Origin of the sequence: Halomonas terrestris (genome assembly GCF_049166755.1) — a bacterium.
Taxonomy (GTDB): Bacteria; Pseudomonadota; Gammaproteobacteria; order Pseudomonadales; family Halomonadaceae; genus Halomonas.
Map to the genome: position 1 here is coordinate 109695 of NZ_JBMHFZ010000009.1, position 22753 is coordinate 132447.

Below are 22753 nucleotides of genomic sequence, written 5' to 3' on the forward strand. Positions count from 1 at the left end.
AGTTTACCCAAGTGATACCAGCAGGGGCAGGCCCCGTGGCACCCTTCAAGGGCGTTTCAGCCGCGAAAGCCGTCACTCAGAGTCCCCGCAAAGGGTCATGCGAACAGATCGTAGACCTGCCCGCCCTGAGGCTCCTCGGCTTGCGCCGGCGCCAGCGCCTCGAGCAGGCGCTTGTGCTCGGCATCGGTGATGGCGTTGGCCATGAGGTATTCCCCCAGGTCATCACCACCCAGACGTCGCTGCACACGAGACCAATACTGCGCCCGGCGTGCCAGCTCGTCGTAGTCAGCCGCCTTGCCCCGGCCTAGCTTAATCAGCCCATGGTTCAGGTAGATCTTGGCTGAGTCCCAGGCTGGGAACGACTGCGACACCAGGTAGCGCTCTTCGTCAAAGGCCTCGACGAACAGCGTGGCCTCCGCCGCATCGATCTCCATTTCATCGGCTTCTTCGTAGTACACGACCTGCCGGGGCTTCCCCTGGTAGCGGTCCCGGATGGTCCGCATGGGCGGACGTGACGGGTACTGCTCACGGTTGGCCGCGGCAATGAAGGCATCCTGCAAGCCTTCCTCGTAAGCCGGCCCCTCACCTTCAGGGATCGGATACCAGCACATGGCCGGCACCCCCGACTTCTGCACCGCCTCAAGCGGCGGGATGGGATAGCGCTTACCCAGGACACGGATCTCATACCATTCCCGCAGTGCGGGGAAGGCATGTCCGAACCCGTGGCTCAGGCTCCAGGCGAAGTCGATCGCGATCAACTGCTTGGGCGTGATGTGCTGGAACGTGATACCACGAAGGCTCTGGATCATCTCCAGGCCGCCATCCGTGATGTCACCTCGGAACATCGCCGCATCATGCGCTTCGGCACGCTCCTCCTCGAGCACATCCAGGGTCAGCAGGTAGCGCAGCAACTCGCGGCGCATATCGGCCGAGTAGTTCGTCGGCCCTACGCCAAAGTGCCCCGCCTCCGACACCTTCCTGCCCAGGATCTCCCGACGGGACATGTCCCAGCGGGTCTGGATCAGGAAGTTACGCAGCTGGTTCACCCCATCCAGGTGCCCGTGCTTTTCCGGCGCCGAATCGATCATCGCCTCCATGCTCTTGTCACGATCGCCAGTGGACGTGCAGTTCCAGCAGCCATGCCGGCTACCGCACGACGCACGATTGCCACCGTCGCCGGTGATGATCGCGCAGAGCCCCTCATTGGCGTCCTTGTACAGCTCAAGACACCAGGAGAAGTCCTCCACATAGGTCCGGTAGGGGCCGTTGCGGCGCCCCTCACAGGCCATCAGGAGCTCCCAGACGTCGGTGACCTCCCATTCGGCGATCACCGAACAGGTGTAGCCACCTCCCTCTGTCGGCACCAGGTCTGTCGCATTCTCGCCGCGGCCACGCATGTTGTTGCCACGTGTCGCGGATTCCGAGAAGCGCGTACCCAGCAGGGTCACCAGATCACCCGGGTTCTGCAGGGTGGCCAGGATCTGCTTCAACGCCTTCTGCTGCGGACGCAGCTTCCAGTCGATGGAGCAGGCACGTGACGCGCCGGCAAACACCGGCAGCTTGCCGCGGCCGATGGAGCTGTACGCAAAGGACGAGGTGATCGAAGGGGTGACCTTCACCACCTCGACGGGCAGGCCATGGCGTTGCACGTAGGCCTCCAGCTCGACCAGCATTGCCTCCGTGTAGGTGTCCATGGCGGGATTCTCCACGAGGGTGTTGCTGTGCGAGACATAGCAGGTGGGTACCTGAATGCCCGCGTCGACGCGGCGCTTGATGGCCTCGATCATCAACACGAGGATCACCGAGCTGTCCTTACCGAAGCTGATCGCCCCGGACAGGGTGTAGCCAGCGTCAATGATCTCGCCGATGCGACGGATCGCCACTTCAGCCTTCTCGACGATGCCCGCGAAGTGCGGTGCATAATCGACGCTCGGCCATTGGGCGATTTCCACGGTGGGAATGGTATGGATTGCGGTATTCATAATGCCTCCAGGCAGATAGCCCAGACGCACGCCGCCCCTGACGGGAAGGACGCCCGCCAGGCTGAGGACTGCTCAAGCGCCAGCTGGCGCCCGCAGTGGGATGGGAAAAATGCTGATTGTTTTGACAGTGGCCAGCGCTTCCACTGATTCGCTCCCAGAGGGAGAGAAACTCGGCTTTCCGTTCCAGGCTGGCGCTAGCCAACCCGGAAGGGAAAGCCCGGCTCCGCGATGCGGAGCCAAGCCTAGCGTAGCACGGTGCAGCCCGGGGTCACCCCCGGGCCGGCCATGGCTGCCCCCGCTATGCCGCTTCCCGTAGGTCATCGGATTCGATGGGGGAGCAGCTGGTGTCGCAGGCAGGACAGCGGTCATCACACTGGCAGCTCCACTCGTCGCTCCATTCGTTGCCGCATTCGGAGCACTCGTAGTGGTTCAGCCAGCGGGTCCTCAAGCGGCTTTCGGGATCGATGAAGACATACTCGATCGCCGAATGCTTGAAGTAGTAGACACACTCGCCATGGAGCCGGGAGCGGTGGTAGGAGACATGGAAGTCCCCAGCCATCGTCAGCCCCTGGCGATGGTGCTTGGCATAACCCAACCCCGATTCCACGTGGTGGAGCTCGGTGGGGTCAACGTGGGCCAGGAACGTCCGGCGCGTGATGGAGACTTCCTCATCGATCATGTCGCAGAGGCCGCCATCCACGTGAACATCCTTCGGGTCCCAGTCCACACAGCAGTTGAAGTAGATCATGTCTTTCATGCGTATCTCCCAACAGTCAGGGAGGGCACGCATCCCCTCTCGGGGATCGTGCCCCGAGAGGGTTTAAGGGTTAGCGTGCAGCACGACGGCGCTGCAGCGAGACATCGTCCAAGCGGAACTCGTCGATCCACTCACTCTTGCAGCGGAGGCAGGAGACCTCCTGGACGACCTGATGCCCCTGGAACTCTGCCGCCCCGCTCTCGATCTCAGAGGCTTGGCAGATCGGGCAATGGGCGCCGTGAGCCTGGAGGTATCGCTGCCGTTCTTGCTCGGTCAGCACCTGCGGAATCACCGGCTGGGACAGCTCCTCCAGCGCCAGCTCGGCCGCAATGCGGCTAGCTTCCTCACTGCTGGCGGCATCACTGTAGTGCTCTGCGCGACGGAAGCCATCGGCGTCCGGCTCGATGGGACGGCGGTAGACCGCCCACTCCGTCGGCGTGGTGACGTCAGGATCGACGACGGTCACGTCATTGCCGGGACCCTCCAGCACGATGGCTTCCACCTCGAAATGGTGGGAGACACCGGTATAAGTGCGATAGGCCATGCTTCATCTCCTTCAGCAGGTAGACAAGCAGGGCTCACCCCCAGCGGGGTGAGACCCCGCGGGGGTTGAATGACCGGCCGCCAGCATGGCGGCCGGCAGTGATCCTGGTCAGGCGGCGTCGTCTTCGGCGTCGTCGAACTCAAGATCCGGGATATCGCTGTAGGCGACCCATACCCACGCCTGAACGTAGGCACCAGGATCGTCACCACGGCTTACCGGGGCATTGGCATCGATCTCGAGGCTTCCTTCCTCCTCGTACATCTCCGCAGCAACCTGTCGGAATCGCTCGTCGTGCGGATGCTCGTCGTCCTCTTCCTCGGGTGAGGCTTCCTGGACGTGGTACTCCTCGAGCGCCAGCGCTGAGGCATTGAGCAGCGCCTGGGTCTCATCACGGTGGACGCCATGGGACTCAAGCATCGGGCGGCCCTCAACCTCGGCACCGCGCAAGCGGCGATAGATCACCCAGCCATCCGGCGCCTCCTGGCCAGCCATGGCAAGACGGGGGGCTTCGCCCTCCTCCACCACAACGGCCTGCACCGAGAACTCGTAGTTGGCACCGCGAATCCAGCTGATGTCGGTGGTCATGGTCAATCTCCTTCTGCAGTCAGAAGGGGCTCAGCTCCCCAGCGGGAGAGAGCCCCGATGGGAAGTGGTCAGTCAGCAATGGTCATGTACAGACCGAGAGCGCGGCAATGAAGCTCGCTGCCGGCATCCGCCTGTTGCATGACGTGCTTGAGGGCCTCGGTGTCATCTTGGAACACCGCAGGGTCCTGCTCGTCCTCGCGCTCGATGTCCCAGAAGGACGACGCGAGCTGGCTGCCATCGGCACGAAAGAGATTCCACCCCTCCCTGCTTGCGGCAGCCGCATCATCCACAGACCAAGGGCTCCCCTGGCGTGCTGCGGACAGGCAGCGCTCCAGTTCACTGGAGACGCTGCCCTGGCTCAGACGCTCGAGCTCCTCAACCGCTTCCGGCTCGATGTCATCCTCGACGGGGTCACCGTGCTCGAGGTAGTGCGACAGGTCGTCATGCCCCCTTTCCAGCAGGCGTTCAATGTCCGCCCACTCATTACTGCGCAGGGTCACGGTGATGAACTGACGCTCAGTGATGAAATCACTCTTCATGGTGCTGCTCCTCATGGATGAGGCGGGCACCACCCCCTGACGGGAAGTAGGCCCGCCGGGGGAAGAGGCCGGATGGCCTCCAGAAGGTGTTGAGGGGGCCGAAGGCCCCCATGGGGTAGTGCTCTTGGCAGGCCACTACCAGGACAGGGTCAGACCCATGCCGGGAAGTCCACGTCAACGAGCTCCGATGCATACTGGAGGCTCGCATCCGCGGCCTGGAACAGGTGGTGTAGCCCATGAGCGATCTCCTGGGCTCCCTGCTCCGTTACCGTGTGGTGGAGGGTCGCGGCCACGATGACACGCTGTGACGACTCATCCACCTCGGTGATCTCCGTTCCCTCGATCAGGTCGTGGCTGACCGTGTAGTCCGCCTCGTTGATCAGGGTCTCGAAGTCTTCCGCCACCGGCTCTGGCACGGTGATCCGGAAGGTCAGGTGCAGCACGCTGGATTGGGTCTCGGACGTATCGTCGTCGACCTCCTGCCAGGTGTGCGTGCCCTCGTCCCAGGTCACCTCATCGTCATGGAACTCACCACCATCGGTGTTGCTGTAGAGCTCCCGAGCGATCTCCTGGAGATCCTCATCGTCGGCATCTGCAGGCACGTCCACTGTAACGGTGTACTCCATGGCCGTCAGGGCACGCAGCGTGATCTCGACCTTGCGGGTCGCCATCGGCTTGGTGTCCTGTCCGAACATCGTCCGGTTGATCGCCTCCTGCTGCTCCGGGGTGAACCCTTCGAAGTGGAAGCTGCGAACCAGTGTGGCGCCGGTGCCGAAGTCCTCCACCTCTGACTCGGTGGACCACCACTCCGGGTCTTCCGTGGAAGACGGTTGAGTGGCGCCCTCCCGCTTGAGGCGGTCGACGGCCCATTGCACCGCGGCGTCATCGACGCTCTGATGCTCGTCTTCATCGAAGTCGAGGGCAGGGTCGAAGATGAAGGCGGGTGCCTCCGGCTTGTCATCGGTCATCCAGTTGCCGCTGTCCCACCAGCCGCGGCTCTCCGCATCGCCCATATCGATGGACTCAGGGGTGAAGCGCTGGAAGGTCACGTAGAAACCGATTGGCTTGGTCATGGTGTTGCTCCTTCGGGTAGAGAGGAGCACACCACCCCCGAGGGCGTGGTGTGCCCCCGGGGGGAAAGTCCCGATCGCCGGGACTGTTGGTCATCGCCTTCGCTCGTGATCATCGAACGACGGCTTTCTGACATCACATGATGTACTGACTGATCGCGGCCTCGACGCTACCCGTCACCGGTTCGCTGAAACCTCGATCCTCGAAGATGGCCGGGCCATCTTTCGTGTCCTTCACCACGTATTCACACGCCTCCACCTCCTCTCGACTCAGCGAGTGACGCCGGCAAACGGCGTCCATCAGGTCGTCGTAGGTGTCGTAGAGCTCGCAGCCGCTCAGCTTTGCCTCATCGATGCTGAGCTCAACGACGAAGAAATGGCCGTGTTCATTCATCACATAGCGAGCCATGGATATGCCTCCTGGAAGCCGCCCGGCCGCCGCGAAGGGCGACGGGGCGGCAGTAGCAGATCAGTGGACCAAGGGGGGAAGGGACTGCCCCGGCTACCAGTCAAAGACCTCGAGGCCATCGACAGTGTCGCCGTCACAGTCCAGCAGCACCCAGTGGAAGCCACTCTCGCGAGCGGCGTTCAGGATCGCGTGGAGCCTGGGCAGATCGCCGTCGTTGCTGCTGACAGAGATCATCCAGCCATGCTCGCGGGTCATCCCGTTGATGGTGCCGTTGCGGATCAGCCGAGGTATCGCCTCGCTGTCCTCTTCGGTCACATGCCCGGTGGAGATCACCGCCATGCGCTGCTCCTCGGGGAAGGCAAGCTTAGGCGGCCGGCCGTAGAAGGCGCCCACCGTGGCAACATGGCCACAGCCGACGCATTCACAACGAGCACTTTCGTCATACTCGAAGTCGGCATGGTCCTCACAGCCATCATCGGCGATGGTGGCCGTGGTGAGCGCAATGATCTTGAAGCGCTCGGTGTAACCACACTCCGGACAGGCCATTCCTACCAGGCAGTTGGTGTTTACAGCAGACATGGTCTTTCTCCTTGCGAGAGAGGCCATCACCCCAGGGGGCGAGAGGGCCCCGATAGGGTTGGGAAACCGCCAGTGAGCGGCTGGGGGTAACGCTAGTCAGTCGTGCGGCACGGCCAGTCGGCGTTGCCATGGGCATCGATACAGGCCTCGATGTCCGTTGCACACCAATTGCCGTGCCCGCCATGCGGTGCTGGGTGATACCAGCGCCACTGGCGGTCACGGCCCATCTTGCCGTTCGACTCGATGCCGTAGCCGAAGGGAGGAACCTCCTCCCCGGGGATACGCGAGCCATCGAAATCGCAGACCAGGCCACTGTGACGACAAGCGCGGCAGGAAATGCTGCTCGCCGGGTACCAGTCGTTCTCACCACCGGTCAGATCATCGACCTGATCACCGCTGACCGAGGCGAAGGCCTCGACAGTGATCTCGAAGTGATCCGTGGCGTCACAGTTCGGGCACTGCAGCCCGAAGGCGGATTCATGAGACATGAGAAGGCTCCATGAGGGGTCACGGGGCCATACACCCCTAATGGGCGCGATGGCCCACAAGGGGAAGATGCCGAAGCATCGAGGGAAGCTCGGTTCACACGCAGGCGAACGTTGCCGGGAGGGAAAATGCTGATTGTTTATGCAGTGGCCAGCGCTTCCACTGATCGCTCTCCAGAGGAGAGAGAAACTTGGCTTTCCGCATCGAGCTGGCGCCTTGGGCACCAACCCGCTGGGGAAAGCCCACCTCGAGGGGTGAGCTTGAACGTGCATCGAACAGCCCCAGCATACCGCTGCCGGGAATGTGCGGCCAGCCTCAACCAACGTCCTGGTAGGCATCCGCCTTGAGGAACCACGCCCAGGCGTCGTAATGCGCCTGGCGAGGGGTGCGCTCGGGTTGGCCCGTTGTCTCGCCACAGGGTGAGACCCAGCGGTACCGAACGCCGTCACCACCTGAGGCGGGGACCTCTTCGACCCGCACACCCTCAGGTGGCGCGAGACCGGCATCGGTGGGCGATGCCGCCACGGCCTCACCTTCACAGTCCTCGATGGGACACTGCTGGCGCCAGCGCTCGCCGGTCAGCAGCTGTGTCCATGCGTGGTCACAGCGACCGCAGGCATAGCGGAAGAGCGTCTGCATCCCGACCAGCTGGATCACCGCGTGATCCAGCCCCGCGTGGAGCCGCTCCAGGCCGTCGGGCGCGACGGTCAACCCAGCGGCTACCACCACGCACGGCATGGACTGGTCAGCGCACAATCCTTCAAGGATCGGCAACTGCTGGCTATCCACTACCGCCAGGCTTTCCTCGCCATGCTCTCCGTGGCCATAGCTCACCAGGTGGTAGTCGCCCTGCCCTGCACCTGCCGGCTCCTCCGGGGAGACATTCAGGCACTCACAGAGCTCGTCGATCTCCTCGGGGTGAAGCGCCGAGGCGCTGTGGTCCGTGGCGATCTCCATGATGGCCTCCGGGATCTGGTTCCGGGGTGTGGCCTGGAACAGGCGAAGGGCGGCCAGCACGGTATCAAGCTCTACCTGCGAGAGGGTCACTTGGGAAAAGGACATGGTCATGTCTCCTTGGTCATGGGCAGTGGCCCCCGCCCAGGGGCGGGGACCACCGAAGCCGGCACAGCCGGCGGGTAACCCGAACGGGTCGGGGGTTAAGCGGCATCATCCAGGGTGTCGTCGCAGTCCTTGATCTCACGGCCAGTGCCGCGGACGATCGCTGCCACGGCGTCCAGGTGATCGGGGTTCCACTCTTGGCCACTCAGCACTGCCTGGATGGCATCGAGCGCCTTGGCTTCCGGGCTGCGTGGCTCAAGGCCGAGGTAACGGCAGCCCTCCTCGAGGAATTCCTCCTCGCTGGGAAGCTGGCCATGCTCGTCCATGTAGAGGGCATACCAACCGCCCATCGGCTCCGCCACGTCGTAGGCGAAGCAGCCTTCATAGGCTTCCCCGTGCTGCTCATAGAGGGCATCCAGAGCCGGGGCGAGGGTGGTCAGCTGTTCAACCACATCGATCCGGGAGAAACCAAGCTCGGCGGCAGCGTCAGCCTGCTCGCTGCCGAGGAAGCCGGCCGCCAGAAACGCGAGGGTGGTGGGGTCATTGACCATGGTCGTGCTCCTTGGTAATCGCCAGGCGCACGCCATCCCTGACGGGAAGGTCGTCCGCCAGGCTGGGGAACTGCTCAAGCGCCAGCTGGCGCCCGCAGTGGGTTGGGAAAATGCTGATTGTTTTGACAGTGGCCAGCGCTTCCACTGATCACTCTCCAGGGGAGAGAGAAACTTGGCTTTCCGCTCAGGGCCGGTACCCACCGACCCGGAAGGGAAAGCCCCCTCGCGAGGGCTTGAAGGGACAATAGCACCCCCGGGCGGGGGTGCCACTGGCTAGTCGTGACCCTGAAGGGCGTGAAGCCGATCGAGATCACTGTCACGTCACGCCACAGGTCCGATTCGGCCGTCTCATTTCGAGGCGACACCTCGGCGAAACCCGTGGGTAGCGTCGGTTTCTCCGGCACAGGACCCGGCACGCGCTACGATCACGTGTACCTCGCCGCTCGACGAGGACGCTTCGTAACGATCCGGGCTGACCCGGCGCCAGCAAGGCTCAAACCCCATGTCACCCGTAAGCTGGGCAAAGGCGTGGGCAATGCTGGCGGCCGATCGCTTGGCTCTGGTGAGGCTCGACGCCGGCTGCCACCCCGTCTCGGTACCCACCGCGGCGGGCAGGTGGGCCAGCGCCTTGGCCGTGGCGCTGGCGATGACGTTGTAGTGCCACTTAGTCGTCATGGCGCACCTCCTCCAACACGGCAAAGCTGCGCCCGCCGGGCGCGGAGACTCCGGTGTGGAAGGTTCTGGGCAAATCCGGCTCAAGCCGGATCATCCGCGGATGCCCCAGGTCGTCATGGACCTCTGCGTTGCGGGGATCATGAGGCTGGACGCCGGTGTGGATAGGCGGATGCAGCTCATAGGTCCGGCCAGCAGAGAACATCCCCTGCCCCTGCGGTGCGTAGACACACCGAAGCGCCGCGGGACGGTGGCGGAAGTCCACGGGATGCGACGGCTCGCCATCCCGCTTCCCGCCCTTGGCATAGAGCTCAGTGAACGGGTTGAGCATCAGCGCTTCCATTGCCTGGTGACGCGCCTGGGGCGTGTCATCAAGCAACGTGTCGACGAGACAGAAATGCTGGCCGTCCGATGCGCGCTTCCACACCGGACGATCGAAGGCATCAATGCCTACCCAGTCGAGGTCGGTCAAATACACAGCAGTCATGGTTGCACTCCTTGGTAGGAGCCAGGCGCACGCCATCCCTGACGGGAAGGTCGCCCGCCAGGCAGGTCACTGCCTCCAGGGAGGTGGCAGTTCAATGGGTAAGACAAGCCGCCTCCCAGGTGAGGTGGGGGCAGCGATCACTCGGTCAGGTGCCTTGGCCTGGATTCATCAGCTCGCCGACGCAGAACGCCGGATTCTGAGCCTCGAACCAGTGCCAGACCTCCTCGCGCTGGGTGCCTGCGGGGAAGTGCTGAAACGCTTCCTCCAGACAGCCGGTGGCATCCGTGGGGGTGTCCCCCAATGCCTTCCAGAGCCTTTTCAGTGACTCAAGGTCCTGGACTGATGCGTGGTCGTCTCGATGCGTTGTGGTCATGGTCGTACTCCTTGGTAGGGGCCAGGCGCACGCCATCCCTGACGGGAAGGTGCCCGCCAGGCTGGTGAACTGCTCAAGCGCCAGCTGACGCCCGCAGTGAGTTGGGAAATGCTGATTGTTTATGCAGTGGCCAGCGCTTCCACTGATCGCTCTCCAGGGGAGAGAGAAACTCGGCTTTCCGTTCAGGGCCGGCGACGGTCGACCCGGAAGGGAAAGCCCCCTCGCGAGGGCTAGGCAATAACTACGGTACTTCGGTAGTACCGTAGCACCGTAGTTTTACCGAGAGGTCGCAAGCGTCACACTGCCTGCGCCAGCCGGTCACGCTCGAGTCGCGCCGGTGACAGCCGTGCCTTCAGGGCGTCCAATTGCCCAGGCTTGCGGGTATCGAAGTCAATGCCAGCGGCGTCGAGCTCGATGCCCGGCATCTTGCCGAAGGCGTTGGGCGTCCAGCAGCATAGCCGCTTGATGGCCACCGCCTCTTCGTCGGACAGCACCATCCAGAGCACGAGGTCATCGGTCTCATCGGTGCCGCCATCGAACCCCGGGAGGGTCACCTCGTAGAGCCCGTAGGAGTGATCCTCTACGGCAGGTTGTGGCGGTACGTTCGTCATGTAAGGCATGGGATTCTCCATGGTAGGCAGGAGCCCCGCCGCCGGCCGGCGGAGGAGCCCCTGTTGGGTCAGGTGAGTCTGGCGTCTGCCGCGTGCATTTCGTCCTGCATCTCGCGGTAGGTCAGTTTGCCAGCGTTCAACTTGGCAATGAGATGGGCCATGAGGGTTCCCAGGGACCATTCTCGCGTCTGGCTCAGCGTATTCATGGCGCCTGCTGCCGGCTCCCGATACCCGTCTTGGACGAGGCGCTCGAGGACATCTTCCGGCGTGTCGTAGGTGGCATGGCCACTGAAGCCATTGGCATCGAAGAACTGCGCCCGGAACCGACCCGGCTCCGAGGCGTCCTGCAGGATGGCGGCGTAACGAGACAGCGTCTTATCGACGACCTCCATGCCGACCAGGTTGCCCTGGGCGGCCTCGAGGATGCGGTGCCAGGCGGCATTGCATGCCTGGGCAAACTCGAGCCCATCGGAGAGCAGCAGAATCAGGCCTTGATCCCCGTCCCGCTGTGCTTCGTCCAGCTGCTCACGCAGCCAGGCGTAGTGGGGATGATCAGCCTGCTGAGGCTCGGTGTTGCGTGATGACATCGTCATGGTGGATCTCCATTGCGGTGCACGGGAGACCTCCCCCCGACAGGGAGAGCGTCCCCCTGTCGGGTTGAATGATGATGCAAGGTCCAGCTCCTGGGGCTACGCCGCCGCGGAGGCGCGGTTGGCCTGCTCCAGTTCACGCCACACGTCCTTCCAGCCCAATCCCTCCTGGACCGGTAGTGACATGGCCACCTGCAGAAGCTCGTCCACCAGTAGCTGGCGCACGGCGGGCTTCTCCAGGTCCATTCCCTGCCAGTTGTGCAAGGCGCCTCGAGCGGCGGAGGCCTCCAGCTCCCGAGCGAGCTCAGTTTCCGAAAGGCCAAGCTTCTCCAGGGTATCGACTACCGCACCGCCATGCTTCATGGCGACACGGTAGGCCAGCACTTCGCTGCTCACCGCCTCCCGAGTTACCTGGGGGCGGTGATCGGTGACAAGGGCATCGCCGATGACCACTGTCCCGTCTGCGGGTTCGCGGTATTCGGCAAGGCTGTCCTCGTCCAGATCGAGATCGGCCACCAAGACACGCAGCGGCTTGTCCGCCGACATGTTCTGGATGACCCCGCCTTCCATCAGCAAGGTCAGTGTCGCCTCGACCGGCGAATCATCGACCGGCGTCAACGGACACAGGGGAGAGACCAGGTTGATGGAGGTGTCCGAGATGCAGCACTGCGGCTGAACCCCGTCCATCAGCTCCATCAGCTGATCATCGGTGTCACGAACGCACAGGGCGTCGTACTGTTCGTCGGAGATCTCGAGGACACGCTCATAGGTGCGGGTCTCGGTCACGGTCACGACAACACGGTGAGGCGTTTGATGGTTCATGCGATTCTCCTTGGGTAGCGAGGGCCGCATGACCCCAAGGGGCCAAGACAGCCCCCGTGGGGAACAAACGTTGTGAGGGTTACGCCGCGATGGCGTCGTCACCCGGGAGAGCGGTCACCGCGGCATCCCAGAGTTCCAGGATGTGCACGAGGTGCTGCTCGCTTGCCACCAGTGACACGGCCTCTCGACGCATCGCCTTGCGAAGCGTCTCGATTCCGTTGTGGTCACCGTCGAACTGCTTGAGGTCCAACATCTCCTCCGGCAGCTCATCGATCAGCGCCATCAGCCCCGCCAGCCGCGTCTGGCCGTCGGGAGCGGACAGTGCTGCTTGCCACTCGGGGTAGGTCACCCCGGCAAAATTACCCAGGCGCCAACTGCACCAGGCCTGCACCTGGGGCCATGTCGAGGACGGATCGGGGCCACCCCAAGACACAAGGTCATCCGGTACAGACACCTCCACACCTTCGAGAAGCTGCACGGCACGCGAGCTGAAGACCAGCTTGCTGACCGCCATACGCGCACCAAGGTAGTTGTCGATACGCGTCTCATCGGTGCTCTCCATGAAACAGGCGACGCTTTGCCGAGCACAATTCAGTGCCTCGGCAAGGTCAGGCGTCACCGCATACCCACCAGGGGCCATTACCCGCTGTGCGAGAGAGTTCTGGTTGGATTTCATCATCGTGCTCCATTCGTGAAGACAGGAGCCGGCCCCGGTATCGGGGACGCGGCCCCGATAGGGGTGTGAGAAAAAGTGCTGATCAGTGTCGGCGTGCCGACGTTACGCCGCCTCGCATGCCGCACCCAGGCGAGTGGCCAGGGTGCGAGCCAGCTTGGCCTCGCGGGTCAGGGCGTCGGCATGCGCATGTAGCCATGCCGCATGGACCTGGCGCTCCTCTACCGATTGATAGAGCTTGGCGCTGGCTTCCCTGGCCAATGCGACGCGATGCCGTGCATTGAGCGCGTAGGTCAGATCATCGATCCACTCGGTGAGCCGATGACTGCTGAGCCCGGAGGGCGGGGTTCGCAGGATCTCGTAGCACCACAGCTCGTCGTTCTCGGCGAAGGTGATGCGCAGGACATGCGGTGCAGGCTGCGCTGGGCAAAGCACCAGCTGCTGCATCGAGTGAGGGGTCGTGCGGGAATACATAAGCGTCTCCATTGAGACGAGGCACGCCCCTGTCCGGGGCAGTACCCCGGTGAGGGTGGGAAAAATGCTGATTATTTTGACAGTGGCCAGCGCTTCCACTGATCTCTCTCCAGAGGAGAGTGAATCTCGGCTTTCCTCGGTACCCCTGTTCCGCATGCGGAACAGCCAGAGGCAGCGGGGAAAGCCGGGAGGGGGGCATTGCCCCCTCCTGGCTACTTTCGCATCACGACCGGACAAGATCCAGCAGGTCGTGGAGACGCTCGCGAAGATCCTCGTGGTCATAGCCACAGGCACCGGCGCAGATGGAGAAGGAGAAAGGCCCAACTTCGTCTGACGCCACCCACTGCCTGATCTCAGCCTTGGTGGCCTCGGTCACGCGGGGATCACCCAGCTGATGCAGGGTGTGATGCAGCAGCTCTTCACGGAGCACTCGAATGTCCTGCTCCGACCAGAACGGCTTTTCCTCGACGAGTGGCGCAGCCTGTCGAGCCTCGGGCTCTTTTGGCGTTGCCGGTACGTCGGGTACCGCGACTGGCTTAGGGAACGGGACGACCCGTGCCGATGGCGGTGATGACCGCTCATCGGGTGCCGGGGCACTCAGGTCCAGGGAAAGCTGGACCTCCTCGCGTAGCACGCGAATACGACGCTTGGCAGCCATGGCAGCCTCCTTTCATAAAGAAGGGCCACAGCTCCCCCTGGGGGCACGTGGCCCCATGGGGGTAATCCAGCAGCCCGGCGGGCTACCAGTAGAACGGGTCAGGCTCAGGCTCGACCCGTGGTGCAGGTCGAGGGGGCGGCATGGCCTCCTCCTCGAACTCGAGATGTGGTGCCGTCACCGGATGAAAGCTCCGGTTCCAGACCACGCGATCATTATCGACATCCAGGTAGGCGTGGCGCCCCGAGCTGGGGTGCCAGCAGTAGAGCCAACGCCGACCTTTCACTGTGAAGGGCTGCTCGGCACCGCCACAGGCGGGTACCAGCTTGCCCAACATCGGATCAGTCGCCATGCCCGGCCTCCTCTCGGTTACCTGCACGGAGGCCGCCCCTGACGGGGAAGGCCCCGGCAGGGTGGGTGGAGCACACGAGTCGTGTGCTGGAACGTTCAGGCCTGGCGGCGGGACCGTAGGCTCTGGCGTTGCTGGCGCCGCGCCATCAGGCGTGCGGTGAGTCGGTATTTGGCCTCCAACTGTTCATCAGTGTGGAGATTTAGTCCGAGGATGAGCTCGTGCCGGAGCACCAGCTCGGCATCGCTCATATAGTTCAGCAGGGTGTACCCGCTCGGCACAGCGCCGGGGTGCGCGTTCGCCAGGGCCTGCTGCCTGCGGGCCTCGGCATCTGCGCAGAGGCGGTCAAGACGAGCTTGAGCCGCCTCCACCCCCATGCGCTTCACCCTCTCGAGGGCGATGTGCTCATTGGTTAGCAGCGACATCAAGGCCTCCTCCGATATCGGCTGTGTAGTACATCATCAGGGCATGCTCGATGACCTCGAGATCCGACTTTGCCGGATCATGAACATCCACGAGCCAGACAACGTCTGCGTCGGGATTGTCGAACAGGCACTGCTCCTCCGCATGGTCGCCGTCTTCCGCCAGGCAGCGGAACATGGCGGGCGGGTCGAGCACGGACTGCTCCGGGTCACGGTAGAGCACCGCATAGGACTGGAGTGGCTGCGGGGACTCGGCCCACAGATTCACCAGGCCCGACCCGAGGACGGCAGCATCGAAGCCCAGGGCCTCTTCCAGCTCAGCCATCCGCTCGAAACCGATCGCGCTCATGTCGAGGATTATCTCCTTGGTGTCACTGGAGGTATAAACCTCGAAGTGCTCTTGGAGGGCCTCGAGGCGATCGGCGGGGATGCCTAGCGCCACGGCCTCGCACAGTTGCGGGCGGGGAACAAAGTCTTGCTTGGTCATGGGACTCTCCTTCATCGAAATGCGAAGAGGCCTACCCCGAAGGGTAGGGCCCTCCGGGGGTCAAGCGACGATCACGCCGCCTTGTTGTGGCACTCCACCAGGAACGCCTCGAGACGCGCCGACAGGGTTCCATGCTGTGCACGGTGGTCGTCGTCACGCCTTTCGGTCTTCAGCGCATCCTCGGCCAGGCCCAGGACGTGCTGCATGGCCGCGTAGGTACGCTCAGCCTCGCCGATGGCGCCTGAGAGCATCCCGGCCTTGACCAGCAGGGGCAGCCCCTTGATGCCAGTCTCGAACAGCTCAATGGCTTCCCGGGGGGGCATCTCGCGGCCGTAGCTCTCGAACGAGGCAAAGGGGGCGATGGCACTGGCGTAGGCCAGGGTCTCAAGCTCGGTCTCGCAGTGTGGCATGGCGCATTCCAGCACCAGCCAGTGACCTTGAAGATCGCTCGGAGCGCCGGGGTAGCCGACGAGTTCTGCCAGCTCGCTGGCCTCGTCCTCTCCTGACGCCACGAAATCGACCACCAGACCTTCCGAGGGGCCGAAGAGGTTATCCAGCACCTCGTACTGATCGACGACCTCCAGCAGCGTTGCCGCGCCGACAGTCAGGCACATGATCGGGAACGGCGTCAGTGCACCATGGACGAGCGTCGGGGCGGGGGTGAAAGCGGACATGGGTGTGCTCCTTGGTTGTGGCCAGGCGCACGCCCTCCCTGACGGGAAGGTGCCCGCCAGGCTGGGGAACTGCTCAGGCGCCAGCTGGCGCCCGCAGTGGGTTGGGAAAATGCTGATTGTTTTGACAGTGGCCAGCGCTTCCACTGATCTCTCTCCAGAGGAGAGTGAATCTGGGGTTGCCGTTGCCGGCTCTCTACAACCGGCAAGGGCAACCCAAGACATCATGACTCTAGCGCGTCGTCGACCTGATGACACCCTGCCGACGTGCCCCTCAAGGGCGCGAGAAAAGAGAGGCTGCCCCCCGCTTGCGCGGGAGACAGCCTGATCGCCACTAGGGCGGAACACCCATCAGGCAGCCAATTCTGCCGTCAGGGTCTGCTCCATCAGCCGGAACAGGGTCTTCTGCAAGTCCTCGACCTGGTCGATCACCACGTGGTTCGAGACGAACCTCGCGATGGCACCGGACACGACACCGATGCCGATGACCTCCACGCCGCTGGCGGTGCAAAGATCGATCACCGCCTGGGTGGCTTCCGGGTCATCCGGGTCGCCGTCCGTCACGATGATCAGCATCTTGCGCTCCTCCTTCGTCTGAACCAGCTCGAAGGCGGAGTACCAGAGCGCTTCTGCCATGGGCGTGGTGCCGGTCGGCGCGAAGGTGAACTTGCCCGCGTTGGGCGCCACCCTCTCACCATGTCGCACCGCGCTGAACACCGGCTGGTGTCCATCGCCCCCGAAGTAGGTGACCGCCGGGTTGACCCCGTTGATCGCCTCCAGCGCCATGCCGATCGCCATGGCAGCCTTGCTGGCCACCTGGTACATGCGATCGCCACAGTCGGCCTGACGGTTCATCGATCCGCTGGCATCCACCAAGAGGTGGACCGCGGTGTTCGGACGCCGCTTGGTCGTGTTGCGCTGGAACACCCGGGTATCGCCGGACTGCAGACGATGAAGACGACTGGCATCGACCCGCTTGCCGTGGCGAACGGTGCGCCGGGCCACCCGTTGGCTGGCCTGCACCATCCCCTGCAGCTGAGTGCGGATACGACTGGTAGTGCGCTTCACCTCATCGCGCATCGCATTCCCGGCAGCATCTCGAGAGATGATGTCGGCTGCTTCCCGCACGGTCCGGTAACTCGCATCACCACCACGTCGTGCGACACCATCCAGCTCCTCACGGAGCGACTGATGGGCATCGCCGATGTGGTCGCCCTCTCCTGCCGAAAGCACCTGCTGCAGGACCTGAGCAGCATCGTCGCCTGATGGGGCATCCTTTGCCCCGGCGCCGCGGCTGCCAGCCGGCTGCGAACTCGCATCATCCCCTTTCGAGGCGTCCGCTTGACCGCCCTGCCCCTGGTCATCGCCAGAGGCCTGTTGGCCGTTCGCATCATCACCATCCCCCTCACCGGCGCCAGCACCTCGCTGTTGCGAAGCGTCGTCACCCTGAGAGGCATCGTCACCGCCCTTCCCAGCCTGACCATCCTGGTCATCGGCGCCGTCACCCTGCTGGCCGTTACCGCCGGCCTGCTGGCTGTCGTCGCCATCCTGATCACCCTGATCATCCTGACCGGGTGACCCAGAGCCCTGGGAAGCACTGTCATCAGGATCACCGCCGCCGGCCTGTTGCTGTGCCTGCTGCGAATCACCTTGATCACCCTGCTGCTGTTGCTGGCGCTCCTTCTCCGCTTCCTCCTGAATCATCTTCAGGATTTCTCGGGCCAGGTGCATCGCCTCAGCCGTGTTGCTCAGGGCCGGCACCTTGCGCAGAAGCGCATGGAGCCGTACTTGCACCCCCCTCGGGAACTTCCTCTCGAACACCACGCGGGTGGCCTCGAGGATGTCCGAGATGGCGTCCTGCCCCACCACGCGGCATTGCAGGTGGTAGAGACAGAAACCCTCCAGGATGGAGGCCGCCGGGGAGTCATCGTTGGGGATCTGGTAATGGCCTGCTGCCGCCATGTACCGCGCCACCTCGTTCAGGGAACGGGCGGTGCCGGGATAGATCGCGATCATCTCACGCTCGATCCGAGCATCCTCAACGATGTTGAGCAGGTGCTTCAGCGTCCCCTTGCCCATGTCCACCGAGAAATCGGTGAACCGGACGTGGGCTGCCTCATGCGCCAGGTAACCCCACAGAGCATCCTTGTGGGGCCAGTCTTCAGGAATGTTGGGTACCACGATGCTCTTGCCATCGGTGTACGCCATGTCCTGACCAATCTTGACCTTCACACCGAACTTGCGCCCGTAAGCAGCAGCCACGATGGGAAGGGCATTCTCGATGGTACGTCGCTTCATGGATTTCATGGTGGTGCTCCTGCATCAAAAGCGGGACAGACCACCCCCCGGAGGGTGTGGTGCCCCTCAAGGGTTTAGAAATGGAAGCTCGGGAGTCCGACCAACCTGTTTTCGAACGAATCGGGGTAGTACCGCTCCCCGACTCCATCCACTGCCTGAGGCAGCGTTAGCTCATGCCCCACGACCGGGGCCAGCCAGCGTATGACCGGCTCCCAGTGCTCCCTGCGGCCGTCCGAGGAGATCTCGAAACAGCCCGGGGCTTCGTGGTGGATGAGGATCAGTGCCGTAACAACGAACCAGTCGTAGGGCTTGCACTCGGTATTGCAGTGCATCCACTTCTGGTTCTCCGGATCGAACACGTTGGGCAGGATGAAGGACTGTGCTTCATGGCCTACCAGCCGATCCCCGTTGAACCAGGTGGCTTCGCCGGTGAAGTCATTCCCCTGACCGGTGACGAACAGCTTGTCCGCCTTTCGGACGCCCTGCTTTCCTGGGCCGTAGCACAGAGTAATAGGACAGTCCTTGTAGAACCCTCCGGCGCTTGTCGAGCTGTCCGGGAGGTTGTTGAAGGCGAGTTTCAGCTTGCTCTTGAAGGCGGCCCACTGCTCCTCGGGAACAGAGGCCTTCTGGGTGTAGTAATGCATGTAGCGCATGGCACGTCTCCAACGCGTGCGAGGTCAAGTCCCCGGGCGGGAACGACGCCCCGCCTGGTGGCAAGAAAGGTGAAGACCGCGCCACCCGAAGGTGGCGCGTGACCGGGGTTTACCAGGCCCAGTCTTCTTCATCATCCAGCTCCGGGACCGGGACCGGTTCAGGAGCGGGAGCCGCCTGCATCGGCATGGCCGGTGCAGTTGGCTGGACAGTCGCCGGGGCCGGCGTGGGGAACGCGACTGCGCTGCTCTCGACCTCATCCTCCTCTGCGACGGGCGCAGGGGACTCGTCGGTCTCGAAATCAGCGAAGAAGCGATCCATCGACGCCTGGAGCGCCTCGGGTGAGGCATCCAGCGCCGGCTCGGCTTCCGCCACAGGCATGGTTGGCTCTGCCTCCTGGGCGGGAGCCTCGGACGTCACCTCCTTCTCATCGCTGGCGCGATGCGAGCTTGGCGACTCCGCCTGCTGCGGCGTTTCCACCGGGCTTGAACCCTGTGCCGGCTGGTCCGTCGACTGAGACTGCGCATCAGCGCCAGCAACGTCGGGGACAGTCGGTTCGGGGGTCGGCTCGGTAGCTGTGGGAGCCGTTGCAACATCGGTAGCAGACGGGGCCGGAGCCGGGTCTGCAGCGAGGCTGCTGGGATCGGGCGCCATGTCCTGCACCTGGACGGTGCCGTTGGCATAGCCCTCGATCTTTTGCCGGTCACAGCAGATCAACACTGCCGCCACCACCTGGTACAGGTAGGGCGCCAGGATGCGTCCTCCAGAGGCATACGTCGCGTACCCCTTGATCGTCTCATTCAGCAGACGGGCAAGCGGATCGAACGCTGCGTTGAGGAAGGACAGACCATCCACCTTGTCGTACAGCTTCTGAAGGGTCGGCCGCGTGGAGGTCAACAATTCTGACGCTCCACGAAGCTTCTCTTCGTAGAAGGTGTTGGCCTCCTTGACGATCTCCGAGAAGAGATCATTGCCAAGGCTTTCCACCTGCCGGCCGAGCTGTTGCTCGGAGGCAGCGCCGGCGGGCCGGATGTGGTAGACCGCGTAATCGAACCCGATCCGCTTCTCTACCACGCTACGGGGCATCGCGCCTGCGCGGATGATGTCCTCGTAGCCCGGGTTGTCGGCAATCCACGCCTCAACGGCGGTGTCGTACTGCGTCAGGAAGGTCTGGCGGACCTCCTCGAACTCGTCCTTGATCTGGTCGAGCTGCTTCATGATGGTATCCAGCCGCTCGGCCGGTACCGCCCATCCGCTCATGAAAGGCAAGCCATAGTGCGCCAGCACGCGGCGAGCCTTGGTCTTGAGTCGAGAGAAGCCCTTGAGGCGAGCGGGGTCGCAGATCTTCTTGCTACCCAACAGCGCCAGCTTCTCCGGAGGAATTTCACCTCCGACACCCAACTTCAGGTCCTTCGGATCAAGACGGGTTTGGCCGCTCCAGATATCGAAGTCGGCATGGATCACGCACACCTGGTCCAGATGCTGGATCTGAGACGCGGTAGTGGTAGTAGAGGGAGAGATCATGGTGGTGCTCCTTAACGAAAGAAGCCCACCAGATGCACCTGCCCTGTCGGGTGGTGGCACCCGATGGGCTAGGTCATGGAAGGTATATTGCTGATTGTTTAGTTGAACGTGGCCAGCGCTACCACGTTTTTCGCTCTCCAGAGGAGAGGAAACCTTTTTCCAGAATCGCCTCAGCGGCGAAGCGGTTCTGGAAAAAGGCGAGCATTGCTCGCCCCTTCCTTGAAGTTACCAGAAACAAGAGTCCACGTCTTCTATTGCCTCGTCAAGTGGCGCGAGCGCCTCTTCATCGACGATGTTACGTGGCGCCAGCGACTCCGTGACGGTGACACGGTAGCGCTCTGACGGCGGGCTCCGGTACTGCTCTACATCACCCTCCTGGAGGTTGCCGGCTTGCTCGTTGAGCAGCCGGGAGTAGTTGATACGTCCCTTGGCCTTGTAGCGGGTCACCATCACGCCGGCATAGTCGGCGTAGAAGTATTCCCCCATCAACTCCTTGAGACGGTCCAGATGCGGCGCCTGATGGCCCTTGAGCACCTTGATGCGTGCCTCGAGCTCATCCAGCTCCGTCTGATAGGAGCGATACTGCTCCGCGGCGTAGATCCACTCCTTCGCCACGTTCCCCTCGGGGATGAACAGGTCACGCTCCGGGTCCTTGGGTGGCTCCTTGCGGTCCAGGACCTGCCGCCAGAACTCGGCGGCAGCCTGGATCAGCTTCCTGAGCAGGAGCTCGTTCAGCTGGATCTCGAAGACCTCAAGCCCATGCTGCTGATGCCAGAACACCAGCCAGCCACGCTTGGCCCCTGTCACCAACATCTGGTGCTGGACCTGGCAGTAGTAGAGCTTGAACGCTCGGCTCTGCCGGCCGTCGGCCATCACTTCGGCCCACACCTTGTCGCTGGGGCACTTCAACTCCACCGGTTCGTTGGCTGAGTTCAAGCCGTCCAGTGAGGCCCTCATCAGAGGGTGCACGGATGACTCGACACAGACCGGGAACACGATGTCGTCGGCATGCTCCTCGTACGCCTTGCGGGCAAGCGCCTCGTTCTCTCTCCCCCGGCGAACCAGAGGATTGAGGCTGAGATCGACTTCCCGGGCGAAGCCGGACTTCTCGGCCCACAAGCGCCAGCGCGTCTTGTAGGGCGAGCGGTCCAGCAGGATGGCCGCGTCGGTGGCGGTGATACCGCCCTTCCGCCATGCCAACCAGGCGTCATCGCCTTGGGTCAGATCGACGATCTTCATGTAGCCCTCCTCTCTGGATCAGAGGGCAGAGCCCCGCCGTCAGGCGGGAGCTCCACCCGGGGCGGGGTCAAAAACCAACGCCATCCTCATCATCGAAGCGATCCTCGGGACGAGGGAACTCATCGTGACCAGGGGCGTGGTGCTTGGCCGGTTCAGCAGGTGCCGCTTGCTGTTCCGGTGTGGCAGAACCCTGCGGCGCCGTGGCGTCTTGGGGTTCCTGGGGAGGTTGATCCGCCTGGGTGGCGGCCTTGGCCTGCTCGAGGCGAGACAGGGCATACGCCTTCTGCTCGGCACTCGGGAAGCTCTCCCTTACCCACTGCTCTGCCGGCGTCCAGTTGTTCAACTGCTGGGAACGCTGGATGGCCTTCTGGAGCATGGGCTCGATCGCTGCCTTCTCAGGATCAGTGAGCTCACGAAGCGGGGCCTCGTCCTGCTCGCTGCCCTGAGGGCGCTGGAAGCTATGACTACCCTGTTGGGTCACGTCGACCTCGCCGCCAACGATGCGTTCTGCCTCGTCGTTGTCGTAGATCCCCGTGAAGCCAAAGGCCAGGCGAGAGCACTGGATCATCGCCTTGTGGCGATGAAACCGTTTGATGTGCGTCTGCCACGGCCCGTTCTTGGTGTAGCCATTCTTCACGAAGGGTTCGCGGTACACCTCGTCGAGGTATTCGCGGACCCGGATCGGGCGGTCGATGTCCTTGCGGTACATCACGCACTCGATCCACACATGGCCATCTACCTTGGCGCCGGGCATCCTCACCATCTCGCCGGAATAGACGAACTCCATCCCCGCGTACTGGGGGTGGTTGTTGATGATGCGTGCCCAACCGTCGACCCCAACCACTGGCACGATGCCGTTCTGCTGGTCAGGGAAGGCGTAGATTTCCTTCGTGAAGGGGTTCAGCTGGTACTGGTCGGCCACGATCATGAGCATCACCATCTGCTCGTTGGTCGGGGCTGAGCCATCACGCTGCTTGAAGACCGTGGTCTTCAGCGTGTCCAGCAGGACCTTTTCTTCGATCTCGAATCGCTCGGCGAAACGGGTCAGCAGCTTCCGCTTCTCGTTCTGAGCGGCGGGATGCTGGTGGACAGTTGCATTGCTCATGGCAGTCTCCTCATGCAGAAAGCGGAGATACCACGCCCCGAGGGGCGTGGTGTCCCCCAGGGGGAGCCGCTACCGGGTGGTAGCGGCTA

Annotated in this window: 30 protein-coding genes; all 30 read right to left on the minus strand. The window is 63.3% G+C overall.

Going from position 1 to position 22753, the window contains the following annotated elements; all coding sequences use genetic code 11:
- Positions 1-95 precede the first annotated feature (95 nt).
- The gene (locus tag ACOMD9_RS10960) at positions 96-1982 is read right to left on the minus strand and encodes a phosphoadenosine phosphosulfate reductase domain-containing protein (protein WP_421414691.1); all 1887 of its coding nucleotides are present in this window, start codon (positions 1980-1982) and stop codon (positions 96-98) included.
- Positions 1983-2280: 298 nt separating this feature from the next.
- Positions 2281-2739 (minus strand): hypothetical protein, encoded by a 459-nt coding sequence (locus tag ACOMD9_RS10965; RefSeq protein ID WP_421414693.1) that lies wholly within the window; start codon positions 2737-2739, stop codon positions 2281-2283.
- Between the two features lie 70 nt (positions 2740-2809).
- Positions 2810-3283 (minus strand): hypothetical protein, encoded by a 474-nt coding sequence (locus ACOMD9_RS10970; protein ID WP_421414696.1) that lies wholly within the window; start codon positions 3281-3283, stop codon positions 2810-2812.
- Positions 3284-3391: 108 nt separating this feature from the next.
- Positions 3392-3868, minus strand: coding sequence for a hypothetical protein (locus ACOMD9_RS10975; RefSeq protein WP_421414698.1), 477 nt, complete (start codon positions 3866-3868; stop codon positions 3392-3394).
- 68 nt (positions 3869-3936) lie between these two features.
- Complete coding sequence (locus tag ACOMD9_RS10980; RefSeq protein WP_421414700.1) at positions 3937-4407, minus strand: hypothetical protein; 471 nt, start codon at positions 4405-4407, stop codon at positions 3937-3939.
- 149 nt (positions 4408-4556) lie between these two features.
- Entirely contained in the window at positions 4557-5480 is a 924-nt protein-coding gene (locus ACOMD9_RS10985) for a hypothetical protein (protein WP_421414703.1), read from the minus strand.
- A 133-nt stretch (positions 5481-5613) separates the two neighbouring features.
- Positions 5614-5886, minus strand: coding sequence for a hypothetical protein (locus ACOMD9_RS10990; protein ID WP_421414706.1), 273 nt, complete (start codon positions 5884-5886; stop codon positions 5614-5616).
- A 93-nt stretch (positions 5887-5979) separates the two neighbouring features.
- Positions 5980-6465, minus strand: a complete 486-nt coding sequence (locus ACOMD9_RS10995; protein WP_421414708.1) for a DUF5983 family protein — start codon at positions 6463-6465, stop codon at positions 5980-5982.
- Between the two features lie 92 nt (positions 6466-6557).
- On the minus strand, positions 6558-6953 hold the full coding sequence (locus tag ACOMD9_RS11000) for a hypothetical protein (protein WP_421414710.1): 396 nt from the start codon (positions 6951-6953) through the stop codon (positions 6558-6560).
- 313 nt (positions 6954-7266) lie between these two features.
- Positions 7267-8013, minus strand: a complete 747-nt coding sequence (locus tag ACOMD9_RS11005) for a hypothetical protein (RefSeq protein ID WP_421414712.1) — start codon at positions 8011-8013, stop codon at positions 7267-7269.
- 95 nt (positions 8014-8108) lie between these two features.
- Positions 8109-8561 carry a hypothetical protein gene (locus tag ACOMD9_RS11010; protein WP_421414715.1) on the minus strand — a complete coding sequence of 151 codons (453 nt, stop codon included), beginning with the start codon at positions 8559-8561 and terminating at the stop codon, positions 8109-8111.
- Complete coding sequence (locus ACOMD9_RS11015) at positions 8551-8706, minus strand: hypothetical protein (RefSeq protein ID WP_421414718.1); 156 nt, start codon at positions 8704-8706, stop codon at positions 8551-8553. Before ACOMD9_RS11015 ends, ACOMD9_RS11010 begins: the two co-directional genes overlap by 11 nt.
- 203 nt (positions 8707-8909) lie before the next feature.
- Entirely contained in the window at positions 8910-9236 is a 327-nt protein-coding gene (locus ACOMD9_RS11020) for a hypothetical protein (RefSeq protein WP_421414719.1), read from the minus strand.
- The gene (locus tag ACOMD9_RS11025; protein ID WP_421414720.1) at positions 9226-9720 is read right to left on the minus strand and encodes a hypothetical protein; all 495 of its coding nucleotides are present in this window, start codon (positions 9718-9720) and stop codon (positions 9226-9228) included. Before ACOMD9_RS11025 ends, ACOMD9_RS11020 begins: the two co-directional genes overlap by 11 nt.
- A gap of 145 nt (positions 9721-9865) precedes the next feature.
- A complete protein-coding gene (locus ACOMD9_RS11030; protein ID WP_421414722.1) occupies positions 9866-10093 on the minus strand; it encodes a hypothetical protein in 228 nt (75 codons plus the stop codon).
- Positions 10094-10389: 296 nt separating this feature from the next.
- Positions 10390-10713: a hypothetical protein gene (locus ACOMD9_RS11035; protein WP_421414725.1), complete on the minus strand. Its 324-nt coding sequence runs from the start codon at positions 10711-10713 to the stop codon at positions 10390-10392.
- Positions 10714-10772: 59 nt separating this feature from the next.
- Positions 10773-11297 carry a hypothetical protein gene (locus ACOMD9_RS11040; protein WP_421414726.1) on the minus strand — a complete coding sequence of 175 codons (525 nt, stop codon included), beginning with the start codon at positions 11295-11297 and terminating at the stop codon, positions 10773-10775.
- 96 nt (positions 11298-11393) lie between these two features.
- Entirely contained in the window at positions 11394-12116 is a 723-nt protein-coding gene (locus ACOMD9_RS11045) for a hypothetical protein (RefSeq protein WP_421414728.1), read from the minus strand.
- A 79-nt stretch (positions 12117-12195) separates the two neighbouring features.
- Positions 12196-12795 carry a hypothetical protein gene (locus tag ACOMD9_RS11050; protein WP_421414729.1) on the minus strand — a complete coding sequence of 200 codons (600 nt, stop codon included), beginning with the start codon at positions 12793-12795 and terminating at the stop codon, positions 12196-12198.
- Between the two features lie 99 nt (positions 12796-12894).
- Entirely contained in the window at positions 12895-13263 is a 369-nt protein-coding gene (locus ACOMD9_RS11055) for a hypothetical protein (protein ID WP_110284698.1), read from the minus strand.
- A gap of 223 nt (positions 13264-13486) precedes the next feature.
- A complete protein-coding gene (locus tag ACOMD9_RS11060) occupies positions 13487-13921 on the minus strand; it encodes a hypothetical protein (RefSeq protein WP_421414731.1) in 435 nt (144 codons plus the stop codon).
- An 82-nt stretch (positions 13922-14003) separates the two neighbouring features.
- Positions 14004-14270, minus strand: a complete 267-nt coding sequence (locus ACOMD9_RS11065; protein WP_421414733.1) for a hypothetical protein — start codon at positions 14268-14270, stop codon at positions 14004-14006.
- 95 nt (positions 14271-14365) lie between these two features.
- Positions 14366-14692: a hypothetical protein gene (locus ACOMD9_RS11070; protein ID WP_421414734.1), complete on the minus strand. Its 327-nt coding sequence runs from the start codon at positions 14690-14692 to the stop codon at positions 14366-14368.
- Entirely contained in the window at positions 14673-15176 is a 504-nt protein-coding gene (locus tag ACOMD9_RS11075) for a hypothetical protein (protein WP_421414736.1), read from the minus strand. The genes ACOMD9_RS11070 and ACOMD9_RS11075 overlap by 20 nt, the downstream gene beginning before the upstream one ends.
- A 71-nt stretch (positions 15177-15247) precedes the next feature.
- On the minus strand, positions 15248-15850 hold the full coding sequence (locus ACOMD9_RS11080; protein WP_421414739.1) for a hypothetical protein: 603 nt from the start codon (positions 15848-15850) through the stop codon (positions 15248-15250).
- Positions 15851-16198: 348 nt separating this feature from the next.
- Entirely contained in the window at positions 16199-18154 is a 1956-nt protein-coding gene (locus ACOMD9_RS11085) for a VWA domain-containing protein (protein WP_421414741.1), read from the minus strand.
- Between the two features lie 65 nt (positions 18155-18219).
- Entirely contained in the window at positions 18220-18798 is a 579-nt protein-coding gene (locus tag ACOMD9_RS11090; RefSeq protein ID WP_421414743.1) for a hypothetical protein, read from the minus strand.
- 109 nt (positions 18799-18907) lie between these two features.
- A complete protein-coding gene (locus ACOMD9_RS11095; protein ID WP_421414745.1) occupies positions 18908-20320 on the minus strand; it encodes a DUF3150 domain-containing protein in 1413 nt (470 codons plus the stop codon).
- A 225-nt stretch (positions 20321-20545) separates the two neighbouring features.
- A complete protein-coding gene (locus ACOMD9_RS11100; RefSeq protein WP_421414748.1) occupies positions 20546-21559 on the minus strand; it encodes a YqaJ viral recombinase family nuclease in 1014 nt (337 codons plus the stop codon).
- Positions 21560-21626: 67 nt separating this feature from the next.
- Positions 21627-22664, minus strand: coding sequence for a phage recombination protein Bet (gene bet, locus ACOMD9_RS11105; protein WP_421414749.1), 1038 nt, complete (start codon positions 22662-22664; stop codon positions 21627-21629).
- Positions 22665-22753: the final 89 nt, after the last annotated feature.

Coding starts and splice junctions, on each gene's coding strand:
- ACOMD9_RS10960 (WP_421414691.1), bottom strand. CDS start 1,982: ATGAATACCGCAATCCATACCATTCCCACCGTGGAAATCGCCCAATGG.
- ACOMD9_RS10965 (WP_421414693.1), bottom strand. CDS start 2,739: ATGAAAGACATGATCTACTTCAACTGCTGTGTGGACTGGGACCCGAAG.
- ACOMD9_RS10970 (WP_421414696.1), bottom strand. CDS start 3,283: ATGGCCTATCGCACTTATACCGGTGTCTCCCACCATTTCGAGGTGGAA.
- ACOMD9_RS10975 (WP_421414698.1), bottom strand. CDS start 3,868: ATGACCACCGACATCAGCTGGATTCGCGGTGCCAACTACGAGTTCTCG.
- ACOMD9_RS10980 (WP_421414700.1), bottom strand. CDS start 4,407: ATGAAGAGTGATTTCATCACTGAGCGTCAGTTCATCACCGTGACCCTG.
- ACOMD9_RS10985 (WP_421414703.1), bottom strand. CDS start 5,480: ATGACCAAGCCAATCGGTTTCTACGTGACCTTCCAGCGCTTCACCCCT.
- ACOMD9_RS10990 (WP_421414706.1), bottom strand. CDS start 5,886: ATGGCTCGCTATGTGATGAATGAACACGGCCATTTCTTCGTCGTTGAG.
- ACOMD9_RS10995 (WP_421414708.1), bottom strand. CDS start 6,465: ATGTCTGCTGTAAACACCAACTGCCTGGTAGGAATGGCCTGTCCGGAG.
- ACOMD9_RS11000 (WP_421414710.1), bottom strand. CDS start 6,953: ATGTCTCATGAATCCGCCTTCGGGCTGCAGTGCCCGAACTGTGACGCC.
- ACOMD9_RS11005 (WP_421414712.1), bottom strand. CDS start 8,013: ATGTCCTTTTCCCAAGTGACCCTCTCGCAGGTAGAGCTTGATACCGTG.
- ACOMD9_RS11010 (WP_421414715.1), bottom strand. CDS start 8,561: ATGGTCAATGACCCCACCACCCTCGCGTTTCTGGCGGCCGGCTTCCTC.
- ACOMD9_RS11020 (WP_421414719.1), bottom strand. CDS start 9,236: ATGACGACTAAGTGGCACTACAACGTCATCGCCAGCGCCACGGCCAAG.
- ACOMD9_RS11025 (WP_421414720.1), bottom strand. CDS start 9,720: ATGACTGCTGTGTATTTGACCGACCTCGACTGGGTAGGCATTGATGCC.
- ACOMD9_RS11030 (WP_421414722.1), bottom strand. CDS start 10,093: ATGACCACAACGCATCGAGACGACCACGCATCAGTCCAGGACCTTGAG.
- ACOMD9_RS11035 (WP_421414725.1), bottom strand. CDS start 10,713: ATGCCTTACATGACGAACGTACCGCCACAACCTGCCGTAGAGGATCAC.
- ACOMD9_RS11040 (WP_421414726.1), bottom strand. CDS start 11,297: ATGACGATGTCATCACGCAACACCGAGCCTCAGCAGGCTGATCATCCC.
- ACOMD9_RS11045 (WP_421414728.1), bottom strand. CDS start 12,116: ATGAACCATCAAACGCCTCACCGTGTTGTCGTGACCGTGACCGAGACC.
- ACOMD9_RS11050 (WP_421414729.1), bottom strand. CDS start 12,795: ATGATGAAATCCAACCAGAACTCTCTCGCACAGCGGGTAATGGCCCCT.
- ACOMD9_RS11055 (WP_110284698.1), bottom strand. CDS start 13,263: ATGTATTCCCGCACGACCCCTCACTCGATGCAGCAGCTGGTGCTTTGC.
- ACOMD9_RS11060 (WP_421414731.1), bottom strand. CDS start 13,921: ATGGCTGCCAAGCGTCGTATTCGCGTGCTACGCGAGGAGGTCCAGCTT.
- ACOMD9_RS11065 (WP_421414733.1), bottom strand. CDS start 14,270: ATGGCGACTGATCCGATGTTGGGCAAGCTGGTACCCGCCTGTGGCGGT.
- ACOMD9_RS11070 (WP_421414734.1), bottom strand. CDS start 14,692: ATGTCGCTGCTAACCAATGAGCACATCGCCCTCGAGAGGGTGAAGCGC.
- ACOMD9_RS11075 (WP_421414736.1), bottom strand. CDS start 15,176: ATGACCAAGCAAGACTTTGTTCCCCGCCCGCAACTGTGCGAGGCCGTG.
- ACOMD9_RS11080 (WP_421414739.1), bottom strand. CDS start 15,850: ATGTCCGCTTTCACCCCCGCCCCGACGCTCGTCCATGGTGCACTGACG.
- ACOMD9_RS11085 (WP_421414741.1), bottom strand. CDS start 18,154: ATGAAATCCATGAAGCGACGTACCATCGAGAATGCCCTTCCCATCGTG.
- ACOMD9_RS11090 (WP_421414743.1), bottom strand. CDS start 18,798: ATGCGCTACATGCATTACTACACCCAGAAGGCCTCTGTTCCCGAGGAG.
- ACOMD9_RS11095 (WP_421414745.1), bottom strand. CDS start 20,320: ATGATCTCTCCCTCTACTACCACTACCGCGTCTCAGATCCAGCATCTG.
- ACOMD9_RS11100 (WP_421414748.1), bottom strand. CDS start 21,559: ATGAAGATCGTCGATCTGACCCAAGGCGATGACGCCTGGTTGGCATGG.
- bet (WP_421414749.1), bottom strand. CDS start 22,664: ATGAGCAATGCAACTGTCCACCAGCATCCCGCCGCTCAGAACGAGAAG.